Annotated in this window: 25 protein-coding genes and 1 tRNA gene; 19 read left to right on the top strand and 7 right to left on the bottom strand. The window is 65.8% G+C overall.

The genetic code is table 11. The features are described 5' to 3' along the window. Positions 1–260 precede the first annotated feature (260 nt). From BM43_RS18850 to BM43_RS18835, 4 genes are read right to left on the bottom strand one after another with little or no spacing between them, the layout of a single operon-like run. Positions 261–776 carry an RDD family protein gene (locus BM43_RS18850; RefSeq protein ID WP_042286121.1) on the bottom strand — a complete coding sequence of 172 codons (516 nt, stop codon included), beginning with the start codon at positions 774–776 and terminating at the stop codon, positions 261–263. Continuing rightward, the gene (locus BM43_RS18845) at positions 773–1,543 is read right to left on the bottom strand and encodes a DUF3106 domain-containing protein (protein WP_036049849.1); all 771 of its coding nucleotides are present in this window, start codon (positions 1,541–1,543) and stop codon (positions 773–775) included. The genes BM43_RS18850 and BM43_RS18845 overlap by 4 nt, the downstream gene beginning before the upstream one ends. Positions 1,544–1,575: 32 nt before the next feature. Next, positions 1,576–2,001, bottom strand: a complete 426-nt coding sequence (locus BM43_RS18840; RefSeq protein ID WP_036049851.1) for a DUF3619 family protein — start codon at positions 1,999–2,001, stop codon at positions 1,576–1,578. Further along, entirely contained in the window at positions 1,998–2,561 is a 564-nt protein-coding gene (locus BM43_RS18835) for an RNA polymerase sigma factor (protein WP_036049854.1), read from the bottom strand. The genes BM43_RS18840 and BM43_RS18835 overlap by 4 nt, the downstream gene beginning before the upstream one ends. Positions 2,562–2,907: 346 nt before the next feature. On the opposite strand from BM43_RS18835, the gene BM43_RS18830 reads away from it, so the two are divergent. The 6 genes from BM43_RS18830 to BM43_RS18805 all read left to right on the top strand — a co-directional run bounded on the left by BM43_RS18830 (position 2,908) and on the right by BM43_RS18805 (position 9,928). Beyond that, the gene (locus BM43_RS18830; protein WP_025096473.1) at positions 2,908–4,671 is read left to right on the top strand and encodes an acetolactate synthase 3 catalytic subunit; all 1,764 of its coding nucleotides are present in this window, start codon (positions 2,908–2,910) and stop codon (positions 4,669–4,671) included. 118 nt (positions 4,672–4,789) lie between these two features. Further along, positions 4,790–5,281: an acetolactate synthase small subunit gene (ilvN, locus tag BM43_RS18825; RefSeq protein WP_013698880.1), complete on the top strand. Its 492-nt coding sequence runs from the start codon at positions 4,790–4,792 to the stop codon at positions 5,279–5,281. Positions 5,282–5,373: 92 nt separating this feature from the next. Further along, positions 5,374–6,390 carry a ketol-acid reductoisomerase gene (gene ilvC, locus BM43_RS18820; RefSeq protein ID WP_013698879.1) on the top strand — a complete coding sequence of 339 codons (1,017 nt, stop codon included), beginning with the start codon at positions 5,374–5,376 and terminating at the stop codon, positions 6,388–6,390. A gap of 119 nt (positions 6,391–6,509) precedes the next feature. Then, positions 6,510–7,154, top strand: a complete 645-nt coding sequence (locus BM43_RS18815; protein ID WP_013698878.1) for a phosphatidylserine decarboxylase — start codon at positions 6,510–6,512, stop codon at positions 7,152–7,154. A 15-nt stretch (positions 7,155–7,169) separates the two neighbouring features. Further along, positions 7,170–8,039: a CDP-diacylglycerol--serine O-phosphatidyltransferase gene (pssA, locus tag BM43_RS18810; protein ID WP_013698877.1), complete on the top strand. Its 870-nt coding sequence runs from the start codon at positions 7,170–7,172 to the stop codon at positions 8,037–8,039. 347 nt (positions 8,040–8,386) lie between these two features. Then, the gene (locus BM43_RS18805; protein WP_013698876.1) at positions 8,387–9,928 is read left to right on the top strand and encodes a 2-isopropylmalate synthase; all 1,542 of its coding nucleotides are present in this window, start codon (positions 8,387–8,389) and stop codon (positions 9,926–9,928) included. Between the two features lie 94 nt (positions 9,929–10,022). On the opposite strand, the gene BM43_RS18800 is transcribed toward BM43_RS18805, so the two are convergent. From BM43_RS18800 to BM43_RS18790, 3 genes are all read right to left on the bottom strand, one after another. Further along, a complete protein-coding gene (locus BM43_RS18800) occupies positions 10,023–11,558 on the bottom strand; it encodes a SulP family inorganic anion transporter (protein ID WP_226285138.1) in 1,536 nt (511 codons plus the stop codon). A 92-nt stretch (positions 11,559–11,650) separates the two neighbouring features. Further along, positions 11,651–12,310 carry a carbonic anhydrase gene (locus BM43_RS18795; RefSeq protein ID WP_036049858.1) on the bottom strand — a complete coding sequence of 220 codons (660 nt, stop codon included), beginning with the start codon at positions 12,308–12,310 and terminating at the stop codon, positions 11,651–11,653. 399 nt (positions 12,311–12,709) lie between these two features. Then, the gene (locus BM43_RS18790) at positions 12,710–13,210 is read right to left on the bottom strand and encodes a hypothetical protein (protein WP_025096470.1); all 501 of its coding nucleotides are present in this window, start codon (positions 13,208–13,210) and stop codon (positions 12,710–12,712) included. Between the two features lie 189 nt (positions 13,211–13,399). On the opposite strand from BM43_RS18790, the gene BM43_RS18785 reads away from it, so the two are divergent. From BM43_RS18785 to nuoF, 13 genes are all read left to right on the top strand, one after another. Further along, on the top strand, positions 13,400–14,674 hold the full coding sequence (locus BM43_RS18785) for a branched-chain amino acid ABC transporter substrate-binding protein (RefSeq protein WP_036053085.1): 1,275 nt from the start codon (positions 13,400–13,402) through the stop codon (positions 14,672–14,674). A 150-nt stretch (positions 14,675–14,824) separates the two neighbouring features. Continuing rightward, a complete protein-coding gene (gene rpsO / locus BM43_RS18780; protein WP_013698871.1) occupies positions 14,825–15,094 on the top strand; it encodes a 30S ribosomal protein S15 in 270 nt (89 codons plus the stop codon). A gap of 311 nt (positions 15,095–15,405) precedes the next feature. Further along, the gene (gene pnp, locus BM43_RS18775) at positions 15,406–17,544 is read left to right on the top strand and encodes a polyribonucleotide nucleotidyltransferase (protein WP_013698870.1); all 2,139 of its coding nucleotides are present in this window, start codon (positions 15,406–15,408) and stop codon (positions 17,542–17,544) included. A 110-nt stretch (positions 17,545–17,654) separates the two neighbouring features. Beyond that, positions 17,655–18,674, top strand: coding sequence for an NAD(P)H-quinone oxidoreductase (locus tag BM43_RS18770; protein WP_036049859.1), 1,020 nt, complete (start codon positions 17,655–17,657; stop codon positions 18,672–18,674). A 152-nt stretch (positions 18,675–18,826) separates the two neighbouring features. Beyond that, positions 18,827–19,582 carry a triose-phosphate isomerase gene (tpiA, locus tag BM43_RS18765; protein ID WP_036049862.1) on the top strand — a complete coding sequence of 252 codons (756 nt, stop codon included), beginning with the start codon at positions 18,827–18,829 and terminating at the stop codon, positions 19,580–19,582. A gap of 79 nt (positions 19,583–19,661) precedes the next feature. Continuing rightward, the gene (gene secG / locus BM43_RS18760; protein WP_017918089.1) at positions 19,662–20,051 is read left to right on the top strand and encodes a preprotein translocase subunit SecG; all 390 of its coding nucleotides are present in this window, start codon (positions 19,662–19,664) and stop codon (positions 20,049–20,051) included. A gap of 110 nt (positions 20,052–20,161) precedes the next feature. Then, positions 20,162–20,246: transfer RNA gene (locus tag BM43_RS18755), tRNA-Leu, on the top strand. Positions 20,247–20,401: 155 nt separating this feature from the next. Further along, a complete protein-coding gene (locus tag BM43_RS18750) occupies positions 20,402–20,761 on the top strand; it encodes an NADH-quinone oxidoreductase subunit A (RefSeq protein ID WP_013698866.1) in 360 nt (119 codons plus the stop codon). A 66-nt stretch (positions 20,762–20,827) separates the two neighbouring features. Next, positions 20,828–21,307: a NuoB/complex I 20 kDa subunit family protein gene (locus tag BM43_RS18745; RefSeq protein WP_013698865.1), complete on the top strand. Its 480-nt coding sequence runs from the start codon at positions 20,828–20,830 to the stop codon at positions 21,305–21,307. 19 nt (positions 21,308–21,326) lie between these two features. Further along, entirely contained in the window at positions 21,327–21,929 is a 603-nt protein-coding gene (locus BM43_RS18740; protein ID WP_013698864.1) for an NADH-quinone oxidoreductase subunit C, read from the top strand. Positions 21,930–21,938: 9 nt separating this feature from the next. Then, positions 21,939–23,192 (top strand): NADH-quinone oxidoreductase subunit D, encoded by a 1,254-nt coding sequence (locus BM43_RS18735; protein WP_036049865.1) that lies wholly within the window; start codon positions 21,939–21,941, stop codon positions 23,190–23,192. A gap of 165 nt (positions 23,193–23,357) precedes the next feature. Further along, positions 23,358–23,843, top strand: coding sequence for an NADH-quinone oxidoreductase subunit NuoE (nuoE, locus tag BM43_RS18730; RefSeq protein WP_013698862.1), 486 nt, complete (start codon positions 23,358–23,360; stop codon positions 23,841–23,843). Then, positions 23,840–25,159, top strand: a complete 1,320-nt coding sequence (gene nuoF / locus BM43_RS18725) for an NADH-quinone oxidoreductase subunit NuoF (RefSeq protein ID WP_013698861.1) — start codon at positions 23,840–23,842, stop codon at positions 25,157–25,159. The genes nuoE and nuoF overlap by 4 nt, the downstream gene beginning before the upstream one ends. Positions 25,160–25,227 lie beyond the last annotated feature (68 nt).

Below are 25,227 nucleotides of genomic sequence, written 5' to 3'. Positions count from 1 at the left end.
ATAACCGGCATTGCGCCATGCGAGGATGACTGTGCCATGACAGTCACGGGACGTTCTTATTACGTTCTTTCGGCGCGGGAAACGATGGCGCCGTCAGGCCCGCCGGGCATGGAGGAGGCGTGATCGCCCGAGCTCCGGCGAGCTTGATGCGCCGATGCAACAGTGGCGCGGCAGGCTGCAGAGCGATCAATGATCGGAGGATTGCGGCCGGCCGCGACGGTATTTGGGCTCGGCGAACCAGCGTGGCGGGCGCTGGCGATTCAGCGCGGCTGCGCCACCACGCGCGTGCCGGCGAGACGGTCGTGCGGGAACTGGCGGGCCGGATCGAGCCGCGCGGCGAGCGCCCACAGCACCACCCAGGCGGCCGTCACGGCAAGGGTGGCCGGCACCGGCAACTGCAGCAGCGGATGCAGGGCGAGCGGCGGCAGGAACCACAGCCAGCCGAGCAGGTAGCGCAGGATCGCGCGTGGTGCCGAGAGCGGGGCGCCGTTGGCGGCCACCAGCCTGAGGCGCCAGGTCTTCATCGGCAGCGTCTGGCCGCCGTGGGTCCAGAACCACACGAAGTAGGCGCCGACCACCAGGGCGATCCAGGCGGCGAGCAGGCGATGGTGGACCAGGCCGTTGCGTTGCTGGAACACCAGCGCGAAGGCCAGCGCGGCGAAGAACACGATGCCGAACAGCAGCACGCCTTCGTAGAGCAGGGCGGCCAGGCGGCGGCCCACGCCCGGGCGGGGGCCGGCCGGTTCGATGGGGGAGGCGGCCGGCGCGTGGCTCACGAGCCCTTGAAGATCGACGGCGCGTCGGCCGGCGAGACCGGCAGCGGCGCGGGCGGCTGGACCGTGCCGGAGGCGGCCGTGGTCGGCACCGCGGCGCTGGCGCCCGCTTCGGCGGGCGGCGTCGTCAGCGGCGTGAGCGGCTTGGCGGGCGCGTTGGCCGGGTGGTCGTGCGCGTTGACCAGGCGGTTGATGTCGCGGTCGCTCTTGCCGGAGGGCGGCGCGCTGACCACGGTCGGTCGGCGACGGCGCTCGGCGGCGGCCAGCTTGGCCTTCTGCTCGGGCGACAGCTTCTGGTAGTCCTTCCAGGCGCGTTCGCGGGCCTGCGCGGGCAGGTCCTGCGAGGCCTGGTAGTTCTCGCGCGCGACGCGCCGTTCCTCGGCCGTCATGTTGGCCCACTGGGTCATCCGCTCATGCAGGCGTTTCTGCTCTTCGGGCGACATCTTCGGGAAACGTGCGGCGATCCGCAGCCATTTGCGCTTGCGCGCATCGCTGAAGCCGTCCCATTGGCGTTCGAAGGGCGCCAGCGCCTCGTGCTGCTGCGCGCTCAGGCGCGCCCAGGACAGCGGGCTGGCGGGCGCCAGCGTCGGAAATGCATTGGGCAGGGACAGGCTGACGGCGGGCTGGGCGGGCGGCGTGGTGCCGGAGGCCGCCACCGGCGCGGCGGCGATAGGCGCCGGGGTCTCGAAAAAACGGGGGTAGGTGGCCGCGTAGGCAACCACGAGCGCGATCACGCTCCCGAAAAATATCGCCAGTCCCCGTTTCTGCATCGCCCCGTGCGTCCTTCTCTCTCTGGTCGCGCTCAGCGCGTGTGTGACAGGTATGCGTTGAACCCGTGGTCGAGGTACGCGTTGAGCGGCAGGTTGTCGTTCAGCATCGCGGCGTCGATGTCCGCGAGCTCGGCCGTGTGCTCGAGGTTTTCCCAGTAGGCGATGCCGACGATGCCGGCCAGCAGCACCACCAGCGGCACCGCGCGCAGGATCCGGCGCGTGAGCGACACCGGCCGCGGGGCCGGACCGCGCACCAGGCCGAAGCTGCCGGTGCCGCCGCCCGCGAGGGCGGGCACCAGCACGATGGCGGTATCGGGTTTCTTGCGCGCGAGCGCGGCCCGGCGCGCGGCGGCCAGCCGATCGGCGGCCGACGGGGGCAGCTCGGCCGCGCGTTCGTCCAGCGCGCGGCGGATCTTGAGGGCGAATTCCAGTTCTTTGAGTTCGGGAGCGGAGCTCATAGCGTGATTCCTTTGGCCTTGAGCGCTTGTGCCAATGCGTGCGTGGCCCGTGAGCAATGCGTCTTGACGCTGCCTTCGGAGCAGCCCATGGCAGCGGCTGTTTCGGCGACATCCATATCTTCCCAGTAACGCATCAGGAATGCTTCCCGTTGACGCGCCGGCAGCTTGCGGATTTCTTCGTCGATCAGCGACAGCACCTGCTCCCGCTCCAGGCGCGATTCGCTGCTCTCGATGCCGCTGCCGTTGTCGGCCGTGTCGAGCGTTTCGAGCGGATCGAAGTCGTCGTCATCGGCGCCGCCGAGCGAGGAAAACAGGCTCACCCAGGTGTTGCGGACCTTCTGGCGGCGGAAGTAGTCGTGGATCGCGTTCTGCAGGATCCGCTGGAAAAGCAGGGGCAGTTCGGCGGCCGGGCGGTCGCCGTATTTCTCGGCGAGCCGGATCATCGCGTCCTGCACGATGTCGAGCGAGGCGTCGTCGTCGCGAACCGCGTAGGCGGCCTGCTTGAACGCGCGCCTTTCGACGCCCGCCAGAAAGTCGGCGAGTTCCTTGTCTGATGCCATTCCGTGAAAAGGTCTGCGCTCGAGGGGCCTGGAAGGACGAAAAATTCTGTAAACGGGGCGGATGCTAACAAATTTTCGTGCCGACCGGCATCCCGGGTGCCGCCACGAGGGCGCGCGGGATGGCGCCAGCCTGTGGTTTTATGATCAGCCTCCCGGCGGCAGGGATTTTTTTCTTGACCACTTGACTTCGCCAAGATATCGTCACCGGTTCGCAACATAAGTGATGGTCTCAATTGAGGCTGGCCCAAGAAGCCAGCTCGTCAACTGGACGCGCCGCTTGAACCCGAGCCACAAGTTCGGCAGAGAGCACCCGATCAATTTTTTGCCGAAAATTCGAAAGGTCGATATGAACATGCCCAGCGCGGAATTCTCCACGTCGGAACCTATTTCTGCCCCCTCGAGCGACTCGATCGGCGGTACCGTGCTGATGAAGGCACTGGCCGACGAGAACGTCGAATTCATCTGGGGCTATCCCGGCGGCTCGGTCCTCTACATCTACGACGAACTCTACAAGCAGGAAAAGATCCAGCACGTGCTGGTGCGCCATGAACAGGCGGCCGTGCATGCGGCGGATGCCTATGCGCGCGCGACCGGCAACGTCGGCGTCTGCCTGGTGACCTCCGGCCCGGGCGTGACCAATGCCGTGACCGGCATCGCCACCGCCTACATGGATTCGATCCCGCTGGTGGTGATCAGCGGCCAGGTGCCGACGGCCGCGATCGGCCAGGACGCATTCCAGGAATGCGACACGGTCGGTATCACGCGCCCCTGCGTCAAGCACAACTTTCTCGTGAAGGACGTCCGCGACCTCGCGGAAACGGTCAAGAAGGCGTTCTTCATCGCCCGCACCGGCCGTCCCGGCCCCGTGCTGATCGACATCCCGAAGGACGTCTCCAAGACGCCCTGCGAATACGTGCCGGTCAAGAGCGTCGCACTGCGCTCCTACAACCCGGTCACCAAGGGCCATTCGGGCCAGATCCGCAAGGCCGTGTCGCTGCTGCTGACGGCCAAGCGCCCGTACATCTACACGGGCGGCGGCATCATCCTGGCCGATGCCTCGCGCGAGCTGAACCAGTTCGCCGACCTGCTCGGCTACCCGGTCACCAACACGCTGATGGGCCTGGGCGGCTACCGCGCCTCGGATCCCAAGTTCCTCGGCATGCTCGGCATGCACGGCACCTACGAAGCGAACATGGCGATGCAGCACTGCGACGTGCTGATCGCGATCGGCGCGCGTTTCGACGACCGCGTGATCGGCGACCCGGCCCACTTCGCCTCGCGTCCGCGCAAGATCATTCACATCGACATCGATCCGTCCTCGATCAGCAAGCGCGTCAAGGTCGACATCCCGATCGTCGGCGACGTCAAGGAAGTGCTCAAGGAACTGATCGAGCAGCTGCAGACGGCCGAGCACGGCCCCGACACCGAGGCGCTCGCGCAATGGTGGAAGGACATCGAGAGCTGGCGCGCCAAGGACTGCCTGAAGTACGACCGCGAGAGCGAGATCATCAAGCCGCAGCACGTGGTCGAGACGCTCTGGAAGCTCACCGGCGGCAATGCCTTCGTCTGCTCGGACGTCGGCCAGCACCAGATGTGGGCCGCGCAGTTCTACCGCTTCGACAAGCCGCGCCGCTGGATCAACTCGGGCGGCCTCGGCACCATGGGCTTCGGCCTGCCGGCGGCGATGGGCGTCAAGATGGCCCATCCCGACGACGACGTGGTCTGCATCACGGGCGAGGGCTCGATCCAGATGTGCATCCAGGAGCTGTCGACCTGCAAGCAGTACGACACGCCCGTCAAGATCATCTCGCTCAACAACCGCTACCTCGGCATGGTCCGCCAGTGGCAGCAGATCGAATACAGCAAGCGCTATTCCCATTCCTACATGGACGCGCTGCCCGATTTCGTGAAGCTGGCGGAGGCGTTCGGCCACGTCGGGATGCGCATCGAAAAGTCGTCCGATGTGGAGCCGGCGCTCAAGGAAGCGCTGCGTCTCAAGGATCGCACCGTGTTTCTCGACTTCCAGACCGATCCGACCGAAAACGTCTGGCCGATGGTCCAGGCCGGCAAGGGCATCACGGAGATGCTGCTCGGATCGGAAGATCTGTAACGGCGTGCCCGCGCGCCGCGCGCTCGGCGCCCGCTTCCACGAGGAGCGGGCTGCGCCGGGCGGCGCGCGGCAGGCATTCGAACTGGATTAGTCGAGACATCATCGGGAAGAAGCGAACATGAGACACATCATCTCCGTGCTGCTGGAAAACGAACCAGGCGCGCTCTCGCGCGTGGTCGGCCTGTTTTCGGCACGCGGCTACAACATTGAAACCTTGACGGTGGCACCGACCGAAGACAATTCGCTGTCGCGGCTGACCATCGTCTCCATTGGCTCGGACGACGTGATCGAACAGATCACGAAGCATCTGAACCGCCTGATCGAGGTGGTGAAAGTGGTGGACCTGACCGACGGTGCCCACATCGAACGAGAGCTGATGCTGATCAAGGTGCGAGCGGTCGGCAAGGAACGCGAAGAAATGAAGCGGATGGCGGACATTTTCCGCGGCCGCATCATCGACGTTACCGAAAAGACCTACACAATCGAATTGACGGGCGCGAGCGACAAGCTCGACGCATTCATCCAGGGGCTGGACGCGGGGGCGATTCTCGAAACCGTGCGCACCGGCAGCTCGGGCATCGGTCGCGGCGAGCGCATCCTGAAGGTCTGATGCGGCCGTATCGAACGAAGCCGGCGGCGCCGTCATGCCCCGGTAGCCTTACTCATTGAACGAACTCACTGCATTTAGCGAAAGGAATCATCATGAAAGTTTTCTACGACAAGGACGCTGACCTCTCCCTCATCAAGGGCAAGCAAGTCACCATCATCGGCTACGGCTCGCAAGGCCACGCCCACGCGCTGAACCTGAAGGAAAGCGGCGTGAACGTGACGGTCGGCCTGCGCAAGGGTGGCGCGTCGTGGAGCAAGGCCGAGAACGCCGGCCTGACGGTCAAGGAAGTCGCCGAGGCGGTGAAGGGCGCCGACGTGGTCATGATGCTGCTGCCCGACGAGCAGATCGCCGAGGTCTACGCCAAGGAAGTGCACGCCAACATCAAGCAGGGCGCGGCGCTGGCCTTCGCCCACGGCTTCAACGTCCACTACGGCCAGGTGATCCCGCGCGCCGATCTGGACGTCATCATGATCGCTCCGAAGGCCCCGGGCCACACGGTGCGCGGCACCTACTCGCAAGGTGGCGGCGTGCCGCACCTGATCGCGGTCGCCCAGGACAAGTCGGGCGCGGCGCGTGACGTGGCCCTGTCGTACGCGGCAGCCAACGGCGGCGGCCGTGCCGGCATCATCGAGACGAACTTCCGCGAAGAGACCGAAACCGACCTGTTCGGCGAGCAGGCGGTGCTGTGCGGCGGTACCGTCGACCTGATCAAGGCCGGTTTCGAAACCCTGGTCGAAGCCGGCTACGCGCCGGAAATGGCCTACTTCGAGTGCCTGCATGAGCTCAAGCTGATCGTCGACCTGATCTATGAAGGCGGCATCGCCAACATGAACTACTCGATCTCGAACAACGCCGAGTACGGCGAATACGTGACGGGCCCGCGCATCGTCACGGAAGAGACCAAGAAGGCCATGAAGGCGGTCCTGACCGACATCCAGACCGGCGAATACGCCAAGAGCTTCATCCTGGAGAACAAGGCCGGCGCCCCGACGCTGCAATCGCGCCGCCGCCTGACGGCCGAGCACCAGATCGAGCAGGTCGGCTCGAAGCTGCGCGCGATGATGCCCTGGATCGCCAAGAACAAGCTGGTCGACCAGTCGAAGAACTAAGCGTTCGCTGAGCGACGGCCCCGGTTTTCCGGGGTCGGCAACGAAAAGCCGCCCGAAGGCCGTAGTGCCGAGGGCGGCTTTTGTTATGCTACGTCCTTTGCAATTCACCGAATCACACCATGAACTACCCTCATCCGATCATCGCGCGCGAAGGCTGGCCGTTCATCGCGATCGCTGCCGTCATCGCGCTGTTGATCCATGCAGTCGCGGGTTTCGGCCTGGCCTGGCCGTTCTGGCTGTTGCTCGTCTTCGTGGTGCAGTTCTTCCGCGATCCGGCCCGACCGATCCCGACCGAGGCCAACGCGGTGCTGTGCCCGGCCGACGGGCGCATCGTCGCGGTGGAAACCGCGCATGATCCCTACGCGAACCGCGAGGCGCTCAAGATCAGCGTGTTCATGAACGTGTTCAACGTTCACTCGCAGCGCTCGCCGGTGGACGGCGCGATCACCAAGGTCGAATACTTCCCGGGCGCGTTCCTGAACGCGGCGATCGACAAGGCCTCGACCGAGAACGAGCGCAACGCGGTGGTGATCCACACCGGCAGCAACCATATCGTCACCTCGGTGCAGATCGCCGGGCTGGTGGCGCGGCGCATTCTCTGCTACGTGCGCAACGGCGAGCCGCTCACGCGCGGCCAGCGCTACGGCTTCATCCGCTTCGGTTCGCGCGTGGACGTGTACCTGCCGATCGGCAGCCGCGCCCGCGTCTCGATCGGCGAAAAGGTGTCCGCATCGTCGACGATTCTTGCTGAATTGCCGCAGTAAGCGGCAGGAGGCTCGATGGCTGCATTCAAACCGCGCCGGTCGCGCAACGGCAAGTCCCTGCCGCGCTCGTTCCGGCACAACAAGGTGCTCGGCGCCGACAATTCGTCGGTCGAGCCGCGCCGCGCCGCGCGCCAGCAGTTCCTGCGCACCCGCGGCATCTACCTGCTGCCCAATGCCTTCACCACCGCCGCGCTGTTCTGCGGCTTCTTCGCGGTGGTGCAGGCGATGAACGTGCGCTTCGAGATCGCCGCGATCGCGATCTTCGTGGCGATGGTGCTCGACGGCATGGACGGCCGCGTGGCGCGCATGACGCACACCCAGAGCGCCTTCGGCGAGCAGTTCGACAGCCTGTCCGACATGGTCTCGTTCGGCGTGGCGCCGGCCCTGGTGATGTACGAATGGGTGCTGAAGGACCTGGGCCGCTGGGGGTGGCTGGCCGCCTTCGTCTACTGCTCGGGCGCCGCGCTGCGCCTGGCGCGCTTCAACACCAATATCGGCGTGGTCGACAAGCGCTTCTTCCAGGGCCTGCCGAGCCCGGCCGCGGCCGCGCTGATCGCCGGCTTCGTGTGGCTGGCCACCGACAACCGCGTGCCGCTCAAGCTCGGCTGGCTGCCCTGGGTAGCCTTCGTGCTGACCATCTATGCCGGCGTGACCATGGTGTCGAACGCGCCGTTCTACAGCGGCAAGGCGCTCGACGTGCGGCACCGCGTGCCGTTCGCGGCGATCCTGCTGGTGGTGGTGGCCTTCGTGCTGGTGTCCTCCGATCCGCCGCTGATGCTGTTCGGCCTGTTCGTGCTGTATGGCCTGTCGGGCTATGTGTTCTGGGGCTACATGGCGATCCGCGGCCGCGCCAATCCGGCCCGCTCGTCCCAGCGCGAGCACTGAGGGCGAGCCTCGCATCATCCGCGAACCAGCCCCATTTCGGTGCAAGACGGCGACCCTGATCCGGTCGCCGTTTTTTCGTCCGGAGCCGGCTCGGCGGGGCAGGGCAGGTTCCGGGTGCAGTCTGATTGCACGTGTTACGGAATGCCGCTATATTCCTCGGCATGACCGCATTTCTCCGCCTCTCCCTCCTTCAAGCCGGTGCGCCCCTATGCGCACTAGCGCTAGCGCGCCTGCCGCGCTGACCGTCTTCGCCCTCCGTCAAGCCTCGTCTGTTGTTGAGCGTCGCCAGCGGTGGCGCGAACTCCATCGTTTCTGCCGTACCCACAAGATCCCCCTGGAGCCTCCCCATGACAGACAAGCTGATCATTTTCGACACGACCTTGCGTGACGGCGAGCAATCGCCCGGCGCGTCGATGACGAAGGAAGAAAAGATCCGTATCGCCAAGCAGCTCGAACGGATGAAGGTCGACGTGATCGAAGCCGGTTTCGCGGCCAGCTCGAACGGCGATTTCGACGCGATCCACACCATCGCCGGGCTGATCAAGGACAGCACGATCTGCTCGCTGGCCCGCGCCAATGACAAGGACATCCAGCGCGCCGCCGATGCGCTGAAGCCCGCCAACAGCTTCCGGATCCACACCTTCATCGCCACCTCCCCGCTGCACATGGAGAAGAAGCTGCGCATGACGCCGGACCAGGTGTTCGAGCAGGCGCGGCTGGCGGTGCGTTTCGCGCGCAAGTTCACCGACAACGTCGAGTTCTCGCCGGAAGACGGCAGCCGCTCCGACATGGACTTCCTCTGCCGCGTGCTGGAAGCCGTGATCGCCGAGGGCGCAACCACCATCAACATCGCCGACACGGTCGGCTACGGCGTGCCGGAGCTGTACGGCAACCTGGTCAAGACGCTGCGCGAGCGGATCCCGAACTCGGACAAGGCGATCTTCTCGGTGCACTGCCACAACGATCTCGGCATGGCCGTGGCCAACTCGCTGGCCGGCGTGCAGATCGGCGGCGCGCGCCAGGTCGAGTGCACCATCAACGGTCTCGGTGAGCGCGCCGGCAATACCTCGCTCGAGGAGATCGTGATGGCGGTGAAGACGCGCAAGGACTATTTCGGTCTCGACGTCGGCCTGGACACCACGCAGATCGTGCCGGCCTCGAAGCTGGTCTCGCAGATCACCGGCTTCGTGGTGCAGCCGAACAAGGCGGTGGTGGGCGCCAACGCCTTCGCCCATGCCTCGGGCATCCACCAGGATGGCGTGCTGAAGGCGCGCGACACCTACGAGATCATGCGCGCGGAAGACGTGGGCTGGACCGCCAACAAGATCGTGCTGGGCAAGCTCTCGGGCCGCAACGCCTTCAAGCAGCGCCTGCAGGAGCTGGGCGTCTCGCTCGACAGCGAAACCGAGCTGAACGCGGCCTTCATGCGCTTCAAGGACCTGGCCGACCGCAAGGCCGAGATCTTCGACGAGGACATCATCGCGATCGTGTCGGAAGAGGCGGCGGTGGTCGAGCGCGAGCACTACAAGTTCGTGTCGCTGTCGCAGCGCTCGGAAACGGGCGAGCAGCCGCAGGCCAAGGTGGTGTTCTCGATCGATGGCGGCGAGGTGACCGGCGAGGCGCGCGGCAACGGCCCCGTCGACGCGACGCTGAACGCGATCGAGACGGAAGTCGGCAGCGGCTCGGAGTTGCTGCTGTACTCGGTCAACGCCATCACCACCGGCACCCAGGCGCAGGGCGAGGTGACCGTGCGCCTGTCCAAGAGCGGGCGCATCGTCAACGGCGTCGGCACCGACCCGGACATCGTCGCGGCCTCGGCCAAGGCTTACCTGTCGGCGCTCAACAAGCTGCACTCGGACGTCGACAAGCTCAACCCGCAACGCTCCTGAGCCCGATCGGCCGGCTTGCCCGGCCGTTGATCGGCAATGAAACGCCCCGCGCGGCCCGAAGGCCGGCGGGGCGTTTTGTCGTTGCGGGCCGCGCTTATTGCGCGCTGGGGCTGCGCAGCATCGAGATCGACCAGCGCCTGGCCGTGGCGCGCGTGGGCTGCCGGTAGTCGACCAGGATCTCGCGTGCCTGCGCATCCGCCATGAAGGCGTCGATCAGCTCGCGCACGTCGTGGTCGATGTAGTCGGCGCGCGTCGCGTCGATGATCACGATCGAACGATCCGGGATCTGCCGCAGGTAGTGCTTGACCTGCACCTTGCCGAGGAAGGACACGTCCTTGCGGAAGGTCAGCAGGTAGTGGTCGTCGTGGCGGGCCAGCGTGGCCGGGCTGCGCAGGTTGGCGAAGGCCACCGCCAGCACGCTGCACACGATGCCCAGCGCGATCCCGGCCAGCAGGTCGATGGCCAGCACGCCGGCAACGGTCGCGACGAAGGGCAGGAAGGCGGCCGGCCCCTGTTGCGCGACGGCCTTGAACAGCGCCGGCTTGGCGAGCTTGAAGCCGGTGTGGATCAGGATCGCGGCGAGCGTGGCGAGCGGGATCAGATTGATCAGCTCGGTCAGCAGGAACACGCTGACCAGCAGCAGCGCGCCATGCACCACCGCCGAGAGGCGGCTTTGCGCGCCGGCGTTGACGTTGACCGAGCTGCGCACGATCACCGAGGTGATCGGCAGGCCGCCGAAGGCGCCCGCCACCAGGTTGCCGACGCCCTGGGCCTTCAGCTCGCGGTTCGGCATCGGCGGGCGGCGCTTCGGGTCGATCTGCTCGACCGCCTCGAGCGAGAGCAGGGTCTCGAGGCTGGCGACGATCGCCAGCGTGATGGCGACGCGCCAGACATCGGGGTTCCAGAGCTGGGCGTAGTGCGGGCCGAGCTCGACGCTCTTGAGCGCGCCGCCGAGCGAGGCCAGCGAGTCGAGCGCGGGCAGCGCCACGCGATGCTCGGCCGGCGGCGCCAGCGCGGGCAGCAGGGCGCCCAGCACCAGCGTGGCGCCGATGCCGAGCACCACCACGATCAGCGGCGCCGGGACGTTGCGCACCAGCGCGAAGCGGCGCAGCGCCTTCGAATCCCAGGCCACCAGCAGGGCCAGCGAGACGATCGCGATCAGCGCCGCGCCGATCGCATGGGCGCTGAACGCGGCGGTGCCGCCATGCAGGCCGAGCGCGAAGGGCACCTGCTTGACGATCAGCAGCAGGCCGATCGCGGCCAGCATGCCCTTGATCACGGGCGACGGCACGTAGGCGGCCAACTGGCCCGCGCGCAGCATGCCGAAACCGAGCTGCAGCAGGCCCGACAAGACCACCGCGAGCAGGAAGGCGGGAAAGCTGCCGAGTTGGGCGATGCCATCGACGACGATCACCACCAGGCCGGCGGCGGGGCCGCTCACCGACAGCGGCGAGCCGCTCAGGAAGGCGACCACCAGGCCGCCGACGATGCCAGAGATCAGGCCCGCGAAGGGTTCGACGCCGGAGGCGTTGGCGATGCCCAGGCAGAGCGGCAGCGCGACCAGGAACACGACGGTGCCGGCGACGAAGTCGCGCGGAAACGTGGAGAAGGCGTTGCGTAAATTCATGATGGGGTTCGAGGCGGGGCGTTGGGGAGCGTGCTGCGGGAGGCGCGACCGGCGCCGGGTTGGGCGGCCGGCCGCGCCGTGTTGTTTCGAGTGCGTCAGGCGGGCTGGGGCTCGCGGCGCCGCGCATGCGCGGCGGCCGGTGCCGTTTCGGCAGGCTGCGCCGCGCCCGCCTCGTAGCCGGAAGACAGCACGTTGAGCAGCCCGTCCGACAGCGAGAAGATCCAGCCATGCACCAGCGGCGCCGGCAGGCTGTCGCGCACCACCGGGTGCTCGCGCAGCAGGCGCACCTGCTCCAGCACGTTCAGTTCGGCCAGGCGATTCGCGGCGGTATCGGCGGGCAGTTGGTCCAACGTGGCGCGATGCCGGCTGGCCAGCGCGCAGAGCGGCGCGATGCGCCTTGCCACATGCGGCAGGTCGGCCGGCGGCGGCAGCAGCGAGGCGCGCACGCCGCCGCAGCCGTAATGCCCGCAAACGATTACGTGATCGACCTTGAGAACGCGCACCGCGTATTCCAGCACGCTGACGCTGTTGTCGTCGTTCGGGTGGAACAGGTTCGCGATATTGCGGTGGACGAACAGCTCGCCTGGCGCGCTGTGCGTGATGGCCTCGGCCGGCACGCGGCTGTCCGAGCAGCCCAGCCACAACACGCGCGGATTCTGGCCTTGCGACAGCGCCTCGAAGAAGCCAGGCGCGCGTTCGGCGGTTTCCCGCGCCCAGGCGACGTTGGCGGCGAGCAGGGTTTTGGCGCGATTCATGAGGAATCCTTCATAAATGAACGAGATCGCGAACGGCGCCGGAGCAGCCGTATCGGCAATGCTTTCTAGATTGAAAGCTTGTTGGGGATATTAGGGGTTTGCCTCGATACGTGGAGGCCTTGAAACATTCTGTTTCAAATTCGAGATGGGTGAATCGGCTTTGCACCATTTCGGAAATCGAATTGCCGGATTCCGGTGCATTCGATCACCTGAAAAGTGACGCCCCTATTGAATTGTGACGATACAGACCGGTTCGGTGACGAAATGATTCGAAGCTTATTTTCGCAATTCTTTCGGCCGGAAAATCAATTCGTGATGCCTGGATGACAAAAAGGCCATTCCGCTTATCAGCTGGAATGGCCTGGGTAAATCCTGTCGAAATTGACAGTGATTCGATTATCAGAATGCGACGCGGCGATCGGGATCGTGCAGCGGGTCCGGCGTCTTCTGCGTGAGGCGCAGGATGCCCTGGTCGTCGAAGTAGAAGCTGTAGAGCATGTACCAGACGTTGTCCTCGAGATAACGATAGGTCCAGACCTCGCGCTTCATCAGCGGGAAGTAGGCGGTTTCCTCGGGGCGGCCGAAATTGACCAGCACGTCGGACTTCTTCCACTTGCCGATCTCGGCGCGATAGAACTCGAGCGGCTGCAGGACCTGGCGCACGTTGCGGACCTTGCCGGCCGCGTCGATATCGGCGGCGGTGGTGGTTTCGCCCATCGGCTGAGTCGGCCACATCAGGCGCTTGCCGCCGTCGGGCAGGTCGTAGATTTCCTTCGGTGGCCCGAGCCGGGCGACCAGCGCCGACTGGTCCTCGCCCGCCTGGAAGCGCTGCCACGGTTGCGCGCAACCGGCCAGCAGCGTGGCCGCGATGGCTAGCAGTACGGGAAGTCGTCGAAACATGCTGGTCTCCGTCGGATGCGATGCCGCTGTTGTATCACGACGCGCAGCCGTGTGCTCGCGCGGCGGCGCGCATTTCTCGAGGCCGCTTCGCATCGCGCATCGCTGGTGCGGCGCGGCCCGGGCGGGCGGCGATCGGCGGGCGCCGGCTCCGGTATGATCCGCTTCCCGATCGATGACAGGAAGCAGCCGATGTCCGGATGGAAACGCTTAGCCGCCGCCTGCGCGGCGCTCTCGCTGATGGCTGCCGCCGCGCCGGCCGGTGCTGCCGCGCAGGCGGCCGAGCCGGTGCGCATCGCGCTGGTGGAGGGCATGTCCGGGCCGTTTGCCAACGCCGGCGCGGCCGTCGAGCGCAACCTGCGCTTCGGCATCGAGCGCGTCAACGCGCGCGGCGGCGTGATGCTCGCCGACGGCGCGCATCCGCTGGAGCTGGTGGTGCTCGACAGCAAGGGCGGCGTCGAGGATGCGCTGCAGCAACTGCGCGTGGCGGCCGACCGGCATATCGGCTTTATCGCGCAGGGCAACGGTTCGGCGGTCGCGGCGGCGTTGGTCACCGCGATCGATCGCCAGAACGCGCGCCGCCCCGATGCGCGCATGCTGTTCCTCAATTACTCCGCCGACGATCCGGCGCTGACCGGCGCGCAGTGCAGCTTCTGGCATTTCCGCTTCGATGCCCATGCCGGGATGCGGATGGCCGCGCTCACCCAGGTGCTGGCGCAGGACCGCGGCGTGAAGCGCGTCTACCTGCTGAACCAGGACTACAGCTTCGGTCACGACGTGAGCACGCTGGCGCGCGAGGAACTGAAGACGCGCCGGCCCGACGTGGCGATCGTCGGCGACGAATTCCACCCGATCGGCCGCGTCAAGGATTTCACGCCCTATATCGCCAAGATCCGCGCCAGCGGCGCCGACGCGGTGATCACCGGCAACTGGGGCAACGACCTGAGCCTGCTGGTGAAGGCCGCGCGCGAGCAGGGGCTCGACGCCAGGTTCTACACCTTCTACGGCAACAGTCTCGGCGCGCCTGCCGCGCTCGGCGAGGCCGGCGTCAAGCACGTGATCGCCGTGGCCGACTGGCACCCGAACGCGGGCGGCGCGGCTTCCGATGCCTTCTACCGGGAATTCCGGAGCCGTTTCCCCGCCGCCCAGGACGATTACCCGGTGCGGCGCATGAGCGAGATGGTGGAGATGCTGGCGGCGGCGATCACGCGGGCGCGCTCGGCGGACCCGGCCGCGGTGGCCAGGGCGCTGGAAGGCGCGAGCTACGACGACGGCTTCCACCCGATCCGGTTGCGTGCGTCCGATCACCAGGCGATCCAGCCCCTTTACGTGATGGAAATGGATCGGCTCGGCACGCCGGGCGTGCGTGTCGACAACGAAGGGTCGGGTTACGGTTTCCGGACCGTGCTGGCCTTGTCGGCCGCGAGCACCGAGCCGCCGTCGACCTGCCGGATGACGCGCCCCTGAGGCCCGGCCGGGGCAATGCCGCGGCAGGCGCGGGGGAGGGGCTGGCCGGGCGCGGGACTTGTGCTACAATGCCGGCCGGTTGTCAATCACGACAGCCTTCACGGCACGGCCATTCTTCCGTGTCCGCCTGTTAGCTAGAAAGGAAATCACATGTCGGTTGCAGATATCAAGAAGTCGGATGTTGTTGCTCAGTTCGCGCGTGGCGCCAACGATACGGGTTCGCCCGAAGTCCAGGTCGCGCTGCTGACCGCGCGTATCGTCGAACTGACGGGTCACTTCAAGACCCACGCGAAGGATCACCACAGCCGCCGCGGCCTGCTGCGCATGGTGAGCCGCCGCCGCAAGCTGCTCGACTACCTGAAGGGCAAGGATGCCGACCGCTATCGCGCGCTGATCGAGAAGCTGGGTCTGCGTAAGTAAGCGGGCGACGTTCGCCTCCCCGCCAATGCCTGTGTCAGTCCGCTGATACAGGCATTTTGTTTTTCAGCGGTACGCAAGGTCTCGCCGTTGCCCGTACCGCGGGCGCCAGGTCCGAAGTCGCGGACCGTCGCCCAACGGCCTGTGCGCCGGGTGGAGCTTTGTGTCATTCCAGCGCGGCGGTTCGCCTGCGCCAGCCACGCCCTGGAATGGCATAAAAAACACACCTCCTTCCCGTCACGCCAGGTCGCACCGTCGTCGCGCGGTGTTTCTCGCGCGGCGCATGCCATCCATGAACAAAACAAGGAGCGACCATGTCTCTGTTCAATAAAGTCGTGAAGGAATTCCAGTGGGGCCAGCACAAGGTCCGTCTCGAAACGGGTGAGATCGCCCGTCAGGCGAGCGGTGCCGTGATCGTCGACGTCGAGGACACCGTGGTGCTGGCCACCGTGGTGGGCGCCAAGACCGCGAAGCCGGGCCAGGACTTCTTCCCGCTGACCGTCGACTACCTCGAGAAGACCTACTCGGCCGGCAAGATCCCCGGCGGCTTCTTCCGCCGCGAAGGCCGTCCGTCCGAGCACGAGACGCTGACCTCGCGCCTGATCGACCGTCCGCTGCGCCCGCTGTTCCCGGAAGGCTTCTACAACGAAGTCCAGGTCGTGATCCACGTGCTGTCGATCAACCCGGAAGTGCCGGCCGACATCCCCGCCCTGATCGGCGCCTCGGCCGCGCTGGCCGTCTCCGGCCTGCCGTTCAACGGCCCGGTCGGCGCCGCGCGCGTGGCCTACATCGACAGCCAGTACGTGCTGAACCCGACGCGCGAGCAGATCAAGGCATCGAGCCTCGACCTGGTGGTCGCCGGTACGGAGCGCGCGGTGCTGATGGTCGAGTCGGAAGCGCAGCAACTGCCGGAAGACGTGATGCTCGGCGCCGTGGTGTTCGGCCACGAGCAGATGCAGGTCGCGATCGACGCGATCCACGAGCTGGTGCGCGAAGGCGGCAAGCCCGAGTGGGACTGGCAGCCGGCGCCGAAGGACGAGGCGCTGATCGCCAGCATCACGGCCGCTGCCCAGGAGCCGCTGCTGGCCGCCTACCAGATCCGCGACAAGCAGGCTCGCTCGACCAAGCTGAAGGAAGTCTACGCCGCCACCTCGGCCAAGCTGGAAGCCGATGCGGCTGCCGCCGGCACGACCCCGGCCGACAAGGCCACGGTCGGCAACGTGCTGTTCGACATCGAGGCGAAGATCGTCCGCTCGCAGATCCTGAACGGCGAGCCGCGCATCGACGGCCGTGACACGCGCACGGTCCGCCCGATCGAGATCCGCAGCGGCGTGCTGCCGCGCACCCACGGCTCGGCGCTGTTCACGCGCGGCGAGACGCAGGCGCTGGTGGTGGCCACGCTCGGCACCAAGGGCGACGAGCAGATCATCGACGCGCTCGAAGGCGAGTACCGCGAGCGCTTCATGCTCCACTACAACATGCCCCCGTTCGCGACCGGCGAAACCGGCCGCGTCGGCTCGCCCAAGCGCCGCGAAGTCGGCCACGGCCGCCTGGCCAAGCGCGCGCTGGTCGCGTGCCTGCCGAGCGCCGAGGAATTCGGCTACTCGATCCGCGTCGTCTCGGAAATCACCGAGTCGAACGGTTCCTCGTCGATGGCCTCGGTGTGCGGCGGCTGCCTCGCGCTGATGGATGCCGGCGTGCCGATGAAGGCGCACGTCGCCGGTATCGCGATGGGCCTGATCCTCGAAGGCAACAAGTTCGCGGTGCTGACCGACATCCTCGGCGACGAAGACCACCTCGGCGACATGGACTTCAAGGTCGCGGGTACCGAAGCCGGCGTGACGGCCCTGCAGATGGACATCAAGATCCAGGGCATCACCAAGGAAATCATGCAGGTCGCGCTGGAGCAGGCCAAGGAAGGCCGTCTGCATATCCTCGGCAAGATGAAGGGCGCCGTCTCGGGTGCGAACACCCAACTGTCCGAGTTCGCGCCGCGCATGATCACCATCAAGATCAATCCGGAGAAGATCCGCGACGTGATCGGCAAGGGCGGTTCGGTGATCCGCGCGCTGACGGAAGAAACCGGCACCACCATCGACATCTCCGACGACGGCGTGGTGACCATCGCCAGCACCAGCAGCGAAGGCATGGCCGAGGCCAAGAAGCGCATCGAGCAGATCACCGCCGAGATCGAAGTCGGCCAGGTCTACGAAGGCGCGGTGCTCAAGCTGCTCGACTTCGGCGCGATCGTGAACCTGCTGCCGGGCAAGGATGGCCTGCTGCACATCTCGGAAATCGTCAACGAGCGTGTCAAGGACATCAACGACTACCTGAAGGAAGGCCAGGTCGTGAAGGTCAAGGTGATCCAGGTCGACGAGAAGGGCCGTGTGCGCCTGTCGGCCAAGGCCTTGTTGAACGAAGCGGCCCAGTCGGGCGACGCGCCGCAGCAGTAAGCGGAAAGAAAGCGGCCGGCCGCGTCAGCGCGCCGGCCGTTTTTCCTGCAGGATGGACGGGCCTGCGTCGTGAATCGGCGCAGGCCCGTCCCTATCTTGGAGCGACGCAAATGAAAGCGATCGAAATCACCGAGTTCGGCGCGCCCGACGTGCTCAAGCTCGTCGAGCGGCCCCGGCCCGATCCGAAGCGCGGCGAAGTGCTCATCAAGGTGGCCGCGTTCGGCATCAATCGCCCGGACGTGTTCCAGCGCAAGGGTGCCTATGCGCCGCCGGCGGGTGCGTCGGACCTGCCCGGGCTGGAAGTGGCGGGCGAGATCGTCGGCGGCGAATTTGGCGATGGCGTCGCGAATCCGTTTGGCCTGACGCTCGGCGATCGCGTATGCGCCTTGCTCGCGGGCGGCGGCTATGCCGAGTATGCGACGGCGCCGCTCGCGCAGTGCCTGCCGGTCCCGGCGGGCCTGAGCGAGGTCGAGGCGGCCTCGCTGCCCGAGACCTTCTTCACGGTCTGGAGCAACGTATTCGATCGCGGCGGGCTCGGTCGTGGCGAGGGCGGCGAGCAGGAAACGCTGCTGGTGCAGGGCGGCTCCAGCGGGATCGGCGTGACGGCGATCCAGATCGCGCACGCGCTCGGTTTTCGCGTGTTCGCGACCGCCGGCACCGACGAGAAATGCCGCGCCTGCGAGGCGCTTGGCGCGGAACGGGCGATCAATTACCGGAACGAGGATTTTGTCGACGTCGTGAAGTCGCTGACCAACGACCGCGGCGTGGACGTGATCCTGGACATGGTGGCCGGCACTTATGTGCCGCGAGAGCTGAGCGCGCTGGCCGACGGCGGCCGGCTGGTGGTGATCGCGCTGCTCGGCGGCGCCAAGGCGGAGGTCAGCCTCGGCGAGATCCTGCGCCGGCGGCTCACCATCACGGGCTCGACGCTGCGCCCGCGTCCGGTCGAGTTCAAGGCCCGGATCGCCGCGCAGTTGAAGGAAACCGTCTGGCCGCTGATCGAGGCCGGCACGGTGCGCCCGGTGATCCACTGCGTGCTGCCGGCGTCCGAGGCCGCCCAGGCCCACGCGCTGATGGAGAGCAGCGAGCATGTCGGCAAGATCGTGCTCGAATGGGGCGCGAGCGCTTGACATTCGCGGTTTGACCGGTTCTTGCGCGCCGAAGTAAAATCGCCGGTTTGCTGCGCCGGTGGGGGCCGTCCTCGTTCTCGAGATGGCGGACGCCGGCGATGCGGCCTTGATGAGATTCATCAGTTCGGATTCAGTTCGAGATACGAGAGACGATGTCCACACAACGAGTGAAGCGGGTAGTCGGTAACTGGAAGATGCACGGCCGTCTCGACGGCAATCGCGCGCTGCTCAACGAAGTGCTCGAGGGCGCGAAGGGCGTGCAGGCCGGTGTCGAGATCGGGGTGTGCGTGCCGTTCCCGTATCTGGCGCAGGTGGGCGAGCTGCTGCAGGGCAGCCGCGTGGTGGCGGGGTCGCAGGACGTGTCGGCCCACGAGCAGGGCGCCTATACGGGCGAGGTGGCGGCGGCGATGATCGCCGAGTTCGGTGCGAAGTACGCGCTGGTCGGCCATTCCGAGCGTCGCACCTACCACGGCGAATCGAGCGACCTGGTCGCGGTGAAGGCGCAGCGCGCGCTGGCGGCCGGCCTGACGCCGATCGTCTGCGTCGGCGAGACCCTGGCCGAGCGCGAGTCGAATGCGACCGAGCAGGTGGTCGGCGCGCAGCTCGACGCGGTGCTCGCGCTGCTGTCGGCCGAGGAGGCGGCGCGCATCGTGGTGGCCTACGAGCCGGTCTGGGCGATCGGCACGGGCAAGAGCGCGAGTTCGGAGCAGGCACAGCAGGTGCACGCCTTCCTGCGTTCGCGGCTGGCCGCCAAGGGTGTCGAGCAGGTGTCGGTGCTGTACGGCGGCAGCGTGAAGCCGGACAATGCGGCCGAACTGTTCGGCCAGCCGGACATCGACGGCGGCCTGATCGGCGGCGCGTCGCTCAAGAGCAATGATTTCCTGGCGATCTGCCGCGCGGCGCAGTAAGCGCGCGGCCGGCGCCGTCGGTTTGTGAATCCGGGGCCGCGCGAGAGGCGCGCAGCGTCCCACAATTCGGGTGAATGAGATGTCCTTTCTGAAAGTTTTGATTATCGTGGTGCAGATCCTGTCTGCGCTCGGCGTGATCGGCCTGGTGCTGCTCCAGCACGGCAAGGGTGCCGACATGGGCGCGGCCTTCGGCAGCGGCGCGTCGGGCAGCCTGTTCGGCGCCACCGGCTCGGCGAACTTCCTGTCGCGTACCACCGCGGTTCTCGCAACAATATTCTTCATCGCCACGCTGGCGCTGACCTATCTCGGTTCCTACAAGTCGGCACCGTCGATCGGCCTGCTCGGCGCGGCCACGGCGCCGGCATCGGCCGCAGCGGGCTCGCAGGCTGCTGCCGCGTCGGCGCCTTCGGCATCCGTGCCCGCCGCCGCCTCGGCCGCGTCGAGTTCGGGTCAGGACGTCCCGAAATAAAAATTCAAGAAAGCGCTCGATACTAGTTGATCAGCTAGAAGAAAACGGGTTAGAATTTAATTCTTGAAGCGATTCGCGGGAATCAGCAGTTCTTCCCGAGTTGCCGTAGTGCCGACGTGGTGAAATTGGTAGACACGCTATCTTGAGGGGGTAGTGGCGAAAGCTGTGCGAGTTCGAGTCTCGCCGTCGGCACCAAGATTCCGCAATGCCAGCCAGCTTCCAAGCGGCTGGCATTTTTCATTTCAGGCTCCGATTTGCGTTGTCCCCGGATAGCGTGCAGTCCGAAATGACCCTTTGTCCGGAAGGTGATATGCTCCGGAACGATCAGAACTAACCGATAGAGGATTGCCTTGAACCTCGCTGCCTATTACCCCGTCTTGCTGTTCCTCATCGTGGGCGTTGGTTTGGGAGTGGCATTGGTCGGCATTGGCAAGGTCCTCGGTCCCAACAAGCCCAACAGCGAAAAGAACTCACCGTACGAGTGCGGTTTCGAGGCCTTCGAGGACGCGCGCATGAAGTTCGACGTGCGCTACTACCTCGTCGCCATCCTGTTCATCATCTTCGATCTCGAAACCGCTTTCCTGTTTCCATGGGGTGTCGCCTTCCGCGACATCGGCTGGCCCGGCTTCATGGCCATGATGATCTTCCTGCTCGAATTCCTGTTCGGCTTCGCCTACATCTGGAGAAAGGGCGGCCTGGACTGGGAGTAACGGGCGGATTTGTCACCGGTTTGCGTGAGGCGGCCACTCTCCGCCGCCTGTCAGGAGTGGAAAGCAATGAGTATCGAAGGGGTCTTGAAGGAAGGGTTTGTCACCACCACGGCTGACAAACTGATCAACTGGACGCGCACCGGTTCGCTGTGGCCGATGACGTTCGGTCTCGCATGCTGCGCGGTCGAAATGATGCACGCGGGCGCGGCCCGCTACGATCTCGATCGGTTCGGCGTGGTGTTCCGTCCGAGTCCGCGCCAGTCCGACGTGATGATCGTCGCCGGCACGCTCTGCAACAAGATGGCACCGGCGCTGCGCCGCGTCTACGAGCAGATGGCCGAGCCGCGCTGGGTGATCTCAATGGGGTCGTGCGCCAATGGCGGCGGCTACTATCACTATTCCTATTCCGTCGTGCGCGGCTGCGATCGTATCGTGCCCGTCGATGTCTACGTGCCAGGGTGTCCGCCGACTGCCGAGGCGCTCGTCTATGGCGTGATCCAGCTGCAAGCGAAGATCCGTCGGACCAGCACCATCGCCCGTCAATAAAGTCCCGAGCACCCACAATATGGCAAGCAAAATCGAGACCCTGAAAGCCAACCTCGAGGCCGCGCTCGGCGAGCGCGTGGTCAGCCTGACCGAAGCGATCGGCGAGCTGACCCTGGTCGTGCGCGCGCGCGACTATGTCGAGGTGGCCACCCAGTTGCGCGACGACCGCAAGCTCGGCTTCGAACAGCTGATCGACCTCTGCGGCGTCGACTATCAAACCTATGGCGACGGCGCCTACGACGGCCCCCGCTTCGCGGCGGTGCTGCAACTGCTGTCGATCACCAACAACTGGCGCCTGCGCCTGCGTGTGTTCGCACCCGACGACGACTTGCCGATCCTGGCCTCGATGGTCGAGGTCTGGAGTTCGGCGAACTGGTACGAGCGCGAGGCCTTCGACCTGTTCGGCATCGTCTTCGAAGGCCACCCGGACCTGCGCCGCATCCTCACCGACTACGGCTTCATTGGCCACCCGTTCCGCAAGGACTTCCCGCTCTCGGGCTACGTCGAAATGCGTTACGACCCGGAGGAAAAGCGCGTCGTCTACCAGCCGGTGACGATCGAGCCCCGAGAAATCACGCCGCGCGTGATCCGCGAGGATCGCTACGGCGGCCTGAAACATTGAGAGGGCGGCATGGCTGACATCAAGAACTACACGCTCAACTTCGGTCCCCAGCACCCGGCCGCGCACGGTGTGCTGCGCCTCGTGCTCGAGCTCGACGGCGAGGTGATCCAGCGCGCCGATCCGCACATCGGCCTGCTGCACCGGGCCACCGAGAAGCTCGCCGAGAACAAGACCTTCATCCAGTCGGTGCCCTACATGGACCGCCTCGACTACGTGTCGATGATGGTCAACGAGCACGGCTACGTGCTCGCGATCGAGAAACTGCTCGGTATCGAGGTACCGGAGCGCGCCAAGTACATCCGCGTCCTGTTCGACGAAATCACCCGCGTGCTGAACCACCTGATGTGGATCGGCTCGCACGGCCTCGACGTCGGCGCGATGGCGGTGTTCCTCTACGCGTTCCGCGAGCGCGAGGACCTGATGGACGTCTACGAGGCGGTGTCGGGCGCGCGCATGCACGCGGCCTACTATCGTCCGGGCGGCGTCTACCGGGATCTGCCTGACGTCATGCCGCAATACAAGGCGTCGAAGATCCGCAATGCCAAGGCCCTCGAGAAGATGAACGAGGCCCGCCAAGGCTCGGTACTCGATTTCATCGACGATTTCTTCATGCGTTTCCCGAAATGCGTGGACGAATACGAAACCCTGCTGACCGACAACCGGATCTGGAAACAGCGCCTGGTCGGGATCGGCGTGGTGAGCCCGGAGCGTGCGCTGCAGCTCGGCCTGACGGGCGCGATGCTGCGCGGCTCCGGCATCGAGTGGGACCTGCGCAAGAAGCAGCCCTACGAGGTCTACGACAGGCTCGACTTCGACATCCCGGTCGGCGTGAACGGCGATTGCTACGACCGTTACCTGGTTCGGGTCGAGGAAATGCGCCAGTCCTGCCGCATCGCGAAACAGTGTATTGAGTGGCTGCGGAAGAATCCGGGGCCGGTGATGACCGACAATCACAAGGTTGCGCCGCCCAAACGTGTCGACATGAAGTCGAACATGGAGGACCTGATTCACCATTTCAAGTTGTTCACCGAAGGTTTTCATGTGCCGGAAGGCGAAGCCTACGCAGCGGTGGAACATCCGAAGGGTGAGTTCGGCATCTACCTCGTGTCCGACGGCGCGAACAAGCCGTACCGGCTCAAGATTCGCGCGCCCGGTTACGCGCATCTCTCCGCGCTCAACGAAATGGCGCGCGGCCACATGATTGCCGACGCGGTCACGATCATCGGTACGCAGGACATCGTGTTCGGCGAAATCGACCGTTGATCGTCACGCCGTCCGCGTCGAGCGAGCGGCGAGCAGTAAGGCTTCGCGTTGCGCACCGTGCTGGTGCGCATTCGCGGGCAGTCAATAGTGAGCGCCAGGTCTGCCGTCCCGCATCCCCGCGGCAGGTTGTTCGTTCGGTAGGAATTGAAAGAGTCGTGTCTGAAAATGATCTCAGCTGAAGGCCTGAAAGAAATCGATCGCGTGATTGCGAAATATCCCGCCGATCAGAAACAGTCCGCCGTGATGTCGGCCCTGGCCGTCGCTCAGGACGAGCACGGCTGGCTGTCGCCCGAACTGATGCAGTTCGTCGCGGATTATCTCGGCATGCCGGCCGTCGCCGTGCAGGAGGTCGCGACGTTCTACACGATGTACGAACTGAAGCCGGTCGGGAAGCACAAGCTCACGCTCTGCACGAATCTCCCGTGCCAGCTCGGGCCGCATGGCGGCGCCGAGGCCACGGCCGACTATCTGAAGCAGAAGCTCGGTATCGATTTCGGCGAAACCACGCCCGACGGCAGGTTCTCGCTGAAGGAAGGCGAATGTTTCGGCGCCTGCGGCGACGCGCCGGTGCTGCTGCTCAACAATCACAAGATGTGCAGCTTCATGAGCCGAGAGAAGATCGACCAGCTTCTTGAGGAGCTTTCGAAATGACGTCCCTCCATGATCGTCACATCAAACCGCTGATCCTCGCCAACCTGAACGGCGAGAACTGGCGTCTCGAAGACTACGTCGCGCGCGGTGGCTACAAGCAACTGCGCCGCATCATCGAAGAAAAGATCCCCCCCGAGCAGGTGATTGCCGACGTCAAGGCCTCGGGCCTGCGCGGCCGCGGCGGCGCGGGTTTTCCGACCGGCCTGAAGTGGAGCTTCATGCCGCGCCAGTTCCCGGGCCAGAAGTACCTGGTCTGCAACTCGGACGAGGGCGAGCCGGGCACCTTCAAGGATCGCGACATCCTGCGCTGGAACCCGCACTCGGTGATCGAGGGCATGGCGATCGGCGCCTATGCGATGGGCATCACGGCCGGCTACAACTATATCCACGGTGAAATCTTCGAAGTCTATCGACGCTTCGAGGAAGCCCTGGAAGAAGCGCGCGCGGCCGGTTATCTCGGCAACAACATCCTCGGTTCGGAATTCTCGTTCCAGCTGCATGCGCACCATGGTTACGGTGCCTATGTGTGCGGCGAGGAAACCGCGCTGCTCGAATCGCTCGAGGGCAAGAAGGGCCAGCCGCGCTTCAAGCCGCCGTTCCCGGCCAGCTTCGGCGTGTACGGCAAGCCGACCACCATCAACAACGCGGAAACCTTCGCGGCGGTGCCGTTCCTGCTGACGGTCGGCCCCCAGGCCTACCTCGAGATCGGCAAGCCGAACAACGGCGGCACCAAGATCTATTCGGTGTCGGGCGACGTCGAGCGTCCCGGCAACTACGAGGTGCCGCTGGGCACGCCGTTCGCGGCGCTGCTCGAGCTGGCCGGCGGGATGCGCGGCGGTCGCAAGCTGAAGGCGGTGATCCCGGGCGGTTCGTCGGCGCCGGTGATCCCCGGCGAGATGATGATGCAGACCGACATGGACTACGACTCGATCGCGAAGGCGGGATCGATGCTCGGGTCGGGCGCGGTGATCGTGATGGACGAGACGCGCTGCATGGTGCGCTCGCTGATGCGCCTGTCGTACTTCTACCATGAGGAGTCGTGCGGCCAGTGCACGCCGTGCCGCGAAGGCACGGGCTGGCTTTATCGCGTGGTGAAGCGCATCGAGAACGGCGAGGGCCGAGTCGAGGATCTGGACCTGCTGAACTCGGTGGCCGAGAACATCATGGGCCGCACCATCTGCGCGCTCGGCGACGCGGCGGCCATGCCGGTGCGCGGCATGCTGAAGCACTACTGGGACGAGTTCGCGTATCACGTCGAGCACAAGCATTGCATGGTCGGCGAGCATTCGCACGGCAGCGTCGCCGCGGCGGCCTGAAGCGAAACCCGATTGCGGAACATCAGCGCCCCGACGGGCGAGAGCGCGAGCGAGCGCTAAAGGCTAAG

Origin of the sequence: Burkholderia gladioli (assembly GCF_000959725.1) — a bacterium.
Classification (GTDB): domain Bacteria; phylum Pseudomonadota; class Gammaproteobacteria; order Burkholderiales; family Burkholderiaceae; genus Burkholderia; species Burkholderia gladioli.
Note: the sequence above shows the minus strand (reverse complement) of the source record. Positions and strands in the feature narration are given on the sequence as shown.

Excerpts from the sequence above, each read along its gene's own strand:
- BM43_RS18805 (WP_013698876.1), top strand. The coding sequence starts at position 8,387 with ATGACAGACAAGCTGATCATTTTCGACACGACCTTGCGTGACGGCGAG.
- rpsO (WP_013698871.1), top strand. The coding sequence starts at position 14,825 with ATGTCGGTTGCAGATATCAAGAAGTCGGATGTTGTTGCTCAGTTCGCG.
- BM43_RS18815 (WP_013698878.1), top strand. The coding sequence starts at position 6,510 with ATGAACTACCCTCATCCGATCATCGCGCGCGAAGGCTGGCCGTTCATC.
- BM43_RS18785 (WP_036053085.1), top strand. The coding sequence starts at position 13,400 with ATGTCCGGATGGAAACGCTTAGCCGCCGCCTGCGCGGCGCTCTCGCTG.
- BM43_RS18840 (WP_036049851.1), bottom strand. The coding sequence starts at position 2,001 with ATGAGCTCCGCTCCCGAACTCAAAGAACTGGAATTCGCCCTCAAGATC.
- secG (WP_017918089.1), top strand. The coding sequence starts at position 19,662 with ATGTCCTTTCTGAAAGTTTTGATTATCGTGGTGCAGATCCTGTCTGCG.
- nuoE (WP_013698862.1), top strand. The coding sequence starts at position 23,358 with ATGATCTCAGCTGAAGGCCTGAAAGAAATCGATCGCGTGATTGCGAAA.
- BM43_RS18740 (WP_013698864.1), top strand. The coding sequence starts at position 21,327 with ATGGCAAGCAAAATCGAGACCCTGAAAGCCAACCTCGAGGCCGCGCTC.
- BM43_RS18790 (WP_025096470.1), bottom strand. The coding sequence starts at position 13,210 with ATGTTTCGACGACTTCCCGTACTGCTAGCCATCGCGGCCACGCTGCTG.
- nuoF (WP_013698861.1), top strand. The coding sequence starts at position 23,840 with ATGACGTCCCTCCATGATCGTCACATCAAACCGCTGATCCTCGCCAAC.
- ilvC (WP_013698879.1), top strand. The coding sequence starts at position 5,374 with ATGAAAGTTTTCTACGACAAGGACGCTGACCTCTCCCTCATCAAGGGC.
- pnp (WP_013698870.1), top strand. The coding sequence starts at position 15,406 with ATGTCTCTGTTCAATAAAGTCGTGAAGGAATTCCAGTGGGGCCAGCAC.
- BM43_RS18845 (WP_036049849.1), bottom strand. The coding sequence starts at position 1,543 with ATGCAGAAACGGGGACTGGCGATATTTTTCGGGAGCGTGATCGCGCTC.
- pssA (WP_013698877.1), top strand. The coding sequence starts at position 7,170 with ATGGCTGCATTCAAACCGCGCCGGTCGCGCAACGGCAAGTCCCTGCCG.
- BM43_RS18735 (WP_036049865.1), top strand. The coding sequence starts at position 21,939 with ATGGCTGACATCAAGAACTACACGCTCAACTTCGGTCCCCAGCACCCG.
- BM43_RS18830 (WP_025096473.1), top strand. The coding sequence starts at position 2,908 with ATGAACATGCCCAGCGCGGAATTCTCCACGTCGGAACCTATTTCTGCC.
- BM43_RS18795 (WP_036049858.1), bottom strand. The coding sequence starts at position 12,310 with ATGAATCGCGCCAAAACCCTGCTCGCCGCCAACGTCGCCTGGGCGCGG.
- BM43_RS18835 (WP_036049854.1), bottom strand. The coding sequence starts at position 2,561 with ATGGCATCAGACAAGGAACTCGCCGACTTTCTGGCGGGCGTCGAAAGG.
- BM43_RS18770 (WP_036049859.1), top strand. The coding sequence starts at position 17,655 with ATGAAAGCGATCGAAATCACCGAGTTCGGCGCGCCCGACGTGCTCAAG.
- BM43_RS18745 (WP_013698865.1), top strand. The coding sequence starts at position 20,828 with ATGAGTATCGAAGGGGTCTTGAAGGAAGGGTTTGTCACCACCACGGCT.
- ilvN (WP_013698880.1), top strand. The coding sequence starts at position 4,790 with ATGAGACACATCATCTCCGTGCTGCTGGAAAACGAACCAGGCGCGCTC.
- tpiA (WP_036049862.1), top strand. The coding sequence starts at position 18,827 with ATGTCCACACAACGAGTGAAGCGGGTAGTCGGTAACTGGAAGATGCAC.